The organism is Sphingomonas sp. ABOLH (assembly GCF_003951715.1).
GTDB classification, from domain to species: domain Bacteria; phylum Pseudomonadota; class Alphaproteobacteria; order Sphingomonadales; family Sphingomonadaceae; genus Sphingomonas; species Sphingomonas hankookensis_A.
In genome coordinates this window covers 24517-31338 of the sequence record NZ_QQWV01000044.1, presented here as the reverse complement: position 1 = coordinate 31338, position 6822 = coordinate 24517, and the positions used below count along the sequence as shown (strand labels likewise).

The window sequence follows — 6822 nt, the reverse complement described above, 5'->3', positions numbered from 1 at the left end:
GAAGGTCGTCCGTTCGCCCAGCAGCCCGTCGACGTCATGGCTGAGGTCGAGCCGCGCGGTATAGGCGTCGGTGGTGTCGGCGGCGATCAGCGAGCGCAGGCGGGCAAGCGAGCGCGGGAAATCCTCGATCGCGGTCACCCGGTCGCCGCGGGCGAAGGTGCCGTTGGCGTTGCGGATCGTGCGATAGAGCTGCACGCGCGCCAGTTGCGGATCGGTCAGGTCATAGGCGACGGTCAGCCGGTTGGCGGCATTGGCGCCGTTGGTGCCGAAGGACGGGCTGTCATAGTTCAGCTGCGCCGGCTGCGTCCGGTCGTCGATCGACCGGGTATAGTTGGCCCGCCACGACACGCGCCACGTGTCGAGATCATGGTCGCCGCCCAGCGTGTTGGTGAACACCGACTGCTTGTAGGCGCGCACGGTGAAGTTGGAATTCAGGTCGATGCCATAGACGGTGCCGCGCAGCGGGGTGTTCCCGGTGCAGATATCGGCATAGCCGGTGGTGCCGGCCGGCGGCGTCGCGTTGACGGTGCACGCGGCGGTGCCGATCGGCACGCGCGACTGCTGATCGTCGAGGTCGAAGATATAGTTGTTGCGCTGTTCGTCGTCCTGGAACGCCGAATAGATCGTCTCGGCATAGATGCGGTGGCCAGGCGCGGGCTTCCAGTCGAGCCGGGTCGACAGCGCATAATTCTTGCGGACGAGGCGGTAGAGCTTGTTCTCGGTCTCGCGGGCCCAGATGCGGTCGGCGGCGCCGGGACGGCGGTCCTGCTCGACCGTTTCCCAATCGGTTTCAAAATTGTCGGTCACCATGCCGCGCCGATACAGGCTGGCCGAGGACGACACGGCGAATTCGCCGATGCCGGTGTCGAACCGGTCGGACACGACCAGCGACCCTTCGAACTCGCGCCGGTCGCCCAGCTCGACCAGACCATAGCCGGCCTTGCCCGCGACATGAAAACCGTCCTGATCGAACCCCGAACGGGTGATAATGTCGATATTGCCCGAAATCGTCTCGCCGACCATGTCCGGGGTCACCGCCTTGCGCACGATGATTTGCTTGGCGATCGCCGAGGGAATCGAATCGAAGCGGGCGGCGCGGCCTTCGGGGCTGACGACGTTGACGCCGTCGAACGACAGCGTGGTCCATTTCTTGGGAGCGCCGCGCAGGTTGACGTAGCGCGCTTGGCCCTGGTCACGCTCGACGGCGACGCCGGGCAGGCGGCTGATCGCCTGGGCGATATTCTGGTCGGGCAGGCGACCGACCGCGTCGGAGGCGATGACCGACACGAGCGCCGGGCTGTTGCGCTGGATTTCCAGCGCGGCGGCTTCGGATTCGGCGATCGGGCGGCTGCCGCGTACGACGATCTCCTGGCCCTCGTCATCGGCGGGGCTCGGATCGACCGCTACCGGCACCTCTTCGGTCGGCCCGGCGAGCGCCGCTGTCGGCAGGAACGCCGCACCGCTCAGCAGTGCACGCATGAAAAGGCCCTGCGAGGACCGCGCAAAATCAGCAACCATGTGTTCTTGTTCCCCTGGAAGCGCCCCAGCTTCCCTCCGGGCCGAGCCCCTGCCGCGCCCGCATGGCAGACCGGTTACGCGGCCATGACCGAACGATGACGCCACCCCTCGCGACCAGCAATGTGGCTCTGGTGCAACAAGTTATGCAATCCTTTGCAATAGCTATGAACAAGAACGTTGCAATCGTTTGCAATGCCGATTATTTGCGATTCGTGAACCGGTAATCGCCGGACCATTTCCCAAGGAGGGGACCATGAAGGCGTTCCATATTCTGCTCGCGTCGACCGCCCTTGCGCTGCCGCTGCCCGTGCTGGCGCAGACCGCCGATGTGCCCGCGACCGATACCGCCCAGCCCGCCGACGATACCGCCCCCGCCGATGATGCCGACATCATCGTCACTGGCGTCGCGCGCGGCCAGAACCGGCTCGACAGCTCGGTCTCGGTCAGCTCGCTGGGCCAGGAAGCGCTCCAGACAAACGCACCGCGCTCGGTCGCCGAACTGTTCCGCAACATCCCCGGCGTCCGTTCGGAAAGCTCGGGCGGCGAAGGCAATGCCAATATCGCGGTGCGCGGCCTGCCGGTCGCCTCGGGCGGGTCGAAGTTCCTGCAGCTGCAGGAAGACGGCCTCCCCATCCTCGAATATGGCGACATCACCTTCGGCAATGCCGACATCTTCCTGCGCGCCGACCTGAACGTCGCCCGGGTCGAGGCCATTCGCGGCGGCTCCGCCTCGACCTTCGCGTCGAACTCGCCCGGCGGCGTGATCAACATGATCTCCGACACCGGCGAGCGCGAAGGCGGCGTGATCCAGGGGGCGACCGGCATCGACTATCGCGATTTCCGCACCGACTTTTCGTACAGCAAGCACCTGTCCGACACGCTGCGCGTCCATGTCGGCGGCTTCTACCGCTTCGGCGAAGGGCCGCGCGAGGCGGGCTATGACGCCAATCGCGGCGGGCAGATCAAGCTGAACGTCACCAAGGAATTCACCGGCGGCTATGTCCGGCTGTACGGCAAATATCTCGACGACCGCGCCATCGCCTATCTTCCCAACCCGATCCGGGTCAGTGGCACCAATGACGATCCGAAATACAGCGAGATCGCCGGCTTCTCGATCAACCGCGACACGCTGCATTCGCCCAACATCACCCGCAACCTGACGCTGGACGGCAACAACAACCCCGTCGTCAACGACATCCGCGATGGCCAGCATCCGCTGGTCAAGGCGGTCGGCTTCGAAACCCAGTTCCAGCTGGCCGCGGGGTGGAACGTCACCAACCGCTTCCGCTATTCGGACATTTCCGGCCGCTTCATCTCGAACTTCCCGGCGAATGTGGATTCGGCGGCGACCATCGCCACCGCGCTGGCCGGTGCCGGCTCGACGCTCAGCTATGCCACCGGCCCCAATGCCGGCCGCGTGATCGCCAATCCGGCGACGCTCAACGGCAACGGCCTGCTCGCGCAGATCGTGGTGTTCGACACCAAGCTCAACAGCCTCGACAACATCACCAACGATTTCCGCCTGAGCCACGACATTGCGCTGGGTGGCGGGACGCTCGGCCTCACCGCCGGCTTCTACAAGTCGCGCCAGACGATCGACACCGACTGGCTGTGGACGTCGTTGCTGTCCGACGTGGTCGGCGGGGGCAATGCTGCGCTGGTCAACGTCCGCAACGCGGTCGGCACCTCGATCACGCAGAACGGCGTGTTCGGCTATGCCGCCAGCTATTTCGGCGGATGCTGCCGTCGCAGCTACGACCTGAACTACGACACCAACGCCCCCTTCGCCTCGCTCAACTGGTCGGGCGGCGCGCTGACGCTCGACGGGTCGGTCCGCTATGACTTCGGATCGGCCAAGGGCACCGTGGCCGGCGCCGATCTGGGCGGCGGGCGCGTCGGCATCACCACCCGCGACATCAACCGCGACGGCGTGATCGCGGACGCCGAACGCCGCGTCGCGATCATCCCGCTGGGCAGCCCGGCGCCGGTCGATTACGACTTCAACTACTGGTCCTATTCGCTCGGCGCCAACTATCGCCTCAGCCCCGACCTCGCGCTGTTCGGCCGCTACAGCCGTGGCGGGCGCGCCAATGCCGACCGCCTCCTGTTCGGACCCGCCGTCAGCACCACCACCGGCGGCCTGCTCAACGCCGACGCGGCGGTCGATATCGTCCGCCAGGCCGAGGCCGGCATGAAGTACCGCGCGAACGGCATTGCCTTCTACGCCACCGGCTTCTGGGCACGGACCGAGGAGCAGAATTTCGAGGCGACGACCCAGCGCTTCTTCGACCGCAACTACCGTGCCTATGGCATCGAGCTGGAGGGCAGCATCAAGCGCGGTCCGTTCAGCCTGAATGCCGGCGGCACGTGGATCGATGCGAAGATCGTCAGCGACGCGGTCAACCCCGGCACGGTCGGCAACCGCCCGCGCCGCCAGGCGGAGTTCGTCTTCTCGGCCACGCCGCAGATCGACGTCGACCGGTTCACGCTCGGTGCCAACGTCATCGGCACCACGTCGAGCTATGCGCAGGACAGCAACCAGCTGAAGCTGCCGGGCTATACGCAGGTCAACGCCTTCGTGCAGTTCCGCCCGGCGGAGCAGGTCCAGTTCTCGGTCAACGCGAACAACCTGTTCGACACGATCGGCCTGACCGAAGCGGAAGAAGGCGCGATCCCGGCCAACGGCATCGTCCGCGCCCGTTCGATCAACGGCCGCACCATCTCGGCGACCGCGCGCTTCAGCTTCTGACCTCCCTGAAACTGACGCCGGTGCCGAGATCCGTGGCACCGGCGTTTTTTTGTGTTTCAACGCTATCGTCACCCCGGCCTTGAGCCGGGGTCCCGCTTCTTCTTCTAGCGTGGGAAAGAAGCGGAACCCCGGATCAAGTCCGGGGTGACGAGTGGACTGGCTTAAAACCGCGCCCCTAGCTCCACGCCATAGAAACGCGGCTCGCCCCGGATATAGGTCGGCACACCGAAGCCGCCGCCGGTATTGCCCGCGTCGATCAGGTAGCGCTCGTTCGTCAGGTTGCGCGCAAAGCCGCCAATGGTGAACCGCTCGCCCAGCTCCACGCCGGCGCGCAGGTTGAACAGCGTGTAGCCCGGCGTCGAGATGGCCTCGCGGTTCGGCAGTTCGAAGAACACCTTCGACCGGTAGGTCATGTTCGGCACGGCATAGAAGGTCGCCGACCCGATCGGCACCCGCAGGTTCGCCCCGGCCGAAGCGGTCATGTCCGGCTGCAAGCGGAAGCGATTGCCCGCGAACACGCCGTTGGTGGCATCGTCGCCGATCCCGCCATCGAGATAGGCGAAGGTGCCGAACAGCGACAGCATCTGCCCAAGGCGCAGATTGCCCTCCAGCTCGACGCCCAGATTGTCCGCCTTGCCCGCAGAGCGCGTCGTGGTCACGCCGTTCTCGGTCACCGACACCTGGAACCCGTCATAGCGCTGGTAGAACACCGACGCCGCACCGCTGAACGGTCCGACGCGGCCCTTGATGCCGCCTTCGTAGTTCCACACCAGTTCCTCGGGCACGATCTGGAGCGCGGGGATCACGCCCGCCGTCGCGCTGCTGCCGGTGCGCGCCGCGGCCAGTTGCACCACCGGCGAGCGGCGACCCTTGCTGACCGTGGCATACAGGTTGACCGCATCGGACAGGCGGAACAGTGCGTTGAAGCGCGGCAGCACGGCGGCGAAGCTGTGCTGCGCCTCGAACTTCGCGCCGTTCGTATTGGCGGTGCCGAGCAGGCTGGTGAACACCCCGGCGCCTGCCAGCAGCCGCGAGAAGGGCTGGACCGAGCTATAGCCCGACTGCCGATCCTCGATCAGCACCCGCGCGCCGGCGGTCAGTTCGAGCGCAGGGACCGGAATCCAGGTCGCATCGGCGAACATCGAATAGGTGTCGTTATTGCCGAAATTGGTGAACTCCGCCGCATAGGGCAGTTCGGTCAGGCTCCCACGCGACAGCACCGCCGTCGCCCGCGCGCCCGGCACCGTGCCATTGGCCGCGACGCAATTGGGACCGGTCGGGATGCCCGCCTGATTGAGAAGCCCACGGATCGGCGCGTATGCCCCGCTCACCGAACAGGCGAGATAGGTTCCCTCTTCGGTCGAGAACGGCACGCGCTGATAGCCGTTTTCGAAGAAGGCGTTCCATCCGAACGACGCCCGCGCCCTGTCGCCGGTGAAGTTGAAGCGCCCTTCGTGGCTCCACTGGTCGCCCTTCGCATCCTCGGCGAACTCCAGATACCATGCCGGTCCGCCATCGGCGTCGAAGGTCTCGAGGCTGTTGAACCGGCGATAGCCGTTGACCGTGGTGAAGGTGACGCCGCGCCCCAGATCGACCGATACGGTCAGGTTGGCGTCATACACATCGCGGTCGAGGCCCAGCTTGCGCTTGCCCAGGACTTCCAACGAGTAGGGCGAACCCGACAGTTCGGCAGTTCCGTAATCGCCGGTCTGCCCGCCGGTCGGGGCGAAGGCGCGGCTCTTGAACGCGGTGCCCGGATTGCGCTGCCCGTCATAGGTCAGCACGAGGTCGGCGGTGACGGCGTTGGTCGGCGTCCAGCGCAGCGACCCGCGAATGCCCCGCTGGTCCTGCCCGTTCAGGTCGTCCTGATCGACGCGGCCCTGATTCTGGTTGGCGACGTTCGGGTCGCCCGCGATATTGCGGACATAGCCGTCGCGATATTTGTACGCGAAGGCGAGGCGCGCGGCGAGCGTGTCATTGCCCGCATTGACCATCCCCGACACCTGCGTCCGGTTGAAATTGCCGTAGGAGCCGGCAAGGTCGGCGGCAAAGCCGGGCTTGGGCTTGGCCGACAGGATCGACACCGCACCGACCGCGGCCGCCGTGCCGAACAATGTCGCCTGCGGCCCCTTCACCGCCTCGATCCGCTCGAGGTCGAACAGGTCCTGATACGCCCCGCGCGACCGGCTGATGTCGACGCCGTTATAATAGAAGGTGACCCGCGCGCCCTGCTGCGCCGATCCCGAATCCGACGTGATCCCGCGAATGACGAAACCCGGATTGTTCGCGCTCTGCTCCTGCACGACCAGCCCCGGAATATATTGCGCGACATCGGCCAGCGTCGACACGCCGAGGTCCGCCATCTTCTGCCCCGTCACTGCCGTCACGGTCACCGGCACGTCCTCGATCCGCTGCTCGACCTTCTGCGCGGTGACGACGATCTCGTCCGCATCATCCCCCTGCGGCTGGACATTGGCCTGGGCGAAGGCGGTGGTCGAACAACCGATCGCGAGCAGGGCGACGGTCGAACGCAGACACGATTTCATGCAATATCC

General features: G+C 66.0%; 3 protein-coding genes. 1 reads left to right on the top strand and 2 read right to left on the bottom strand.

Going from position 1 to position 6822, the window contains the following annotated elements:
- Positions 1 to 1479: TonB-dependent receptor plug domain-containing protein (locus tag CA237_RS16200; RefSeq protein WP_164523906.1), on the bottom strand; the 1479-nt coding region annotated here is incomplete at its 3' end.
- A gap of 292 nt (positions 1480 to 1771) precedes the next feature.
- Between CA237_RS16200 and CA237_RS16195 the strand changes: the two genes are divergently transcribed.
- Positions 1772 to 4267: a TonB-dependent receptor gene (locus CA237_RS16195; protein ID WP_126014818.1), complete on the top strand. Its 2496-nt coding sequence runs from the start codon at positions 1772 to 1774 to the stop codon at positions 4265 to 4267.
- A 161-nt stretch (positions 4268 to 4428) separates the two neighbouring features.
- On the opposite strand, the gene CA237_RS16190 is transcribed toward CA237_RS16195, so the two are convergent.
- On the bottom strand, positions 4429 to 6813 hold the full coding sequence (locus CA237_RS16190) for a TonB-dependent receptor (protein WP_126014816.1): 2385 nt from the start codon (positions 6811 to 6813) through the stop codon (positions 4429 to 4431).
- Positions 6814 to 6822 lie beyond the last annotated feature (9 nt).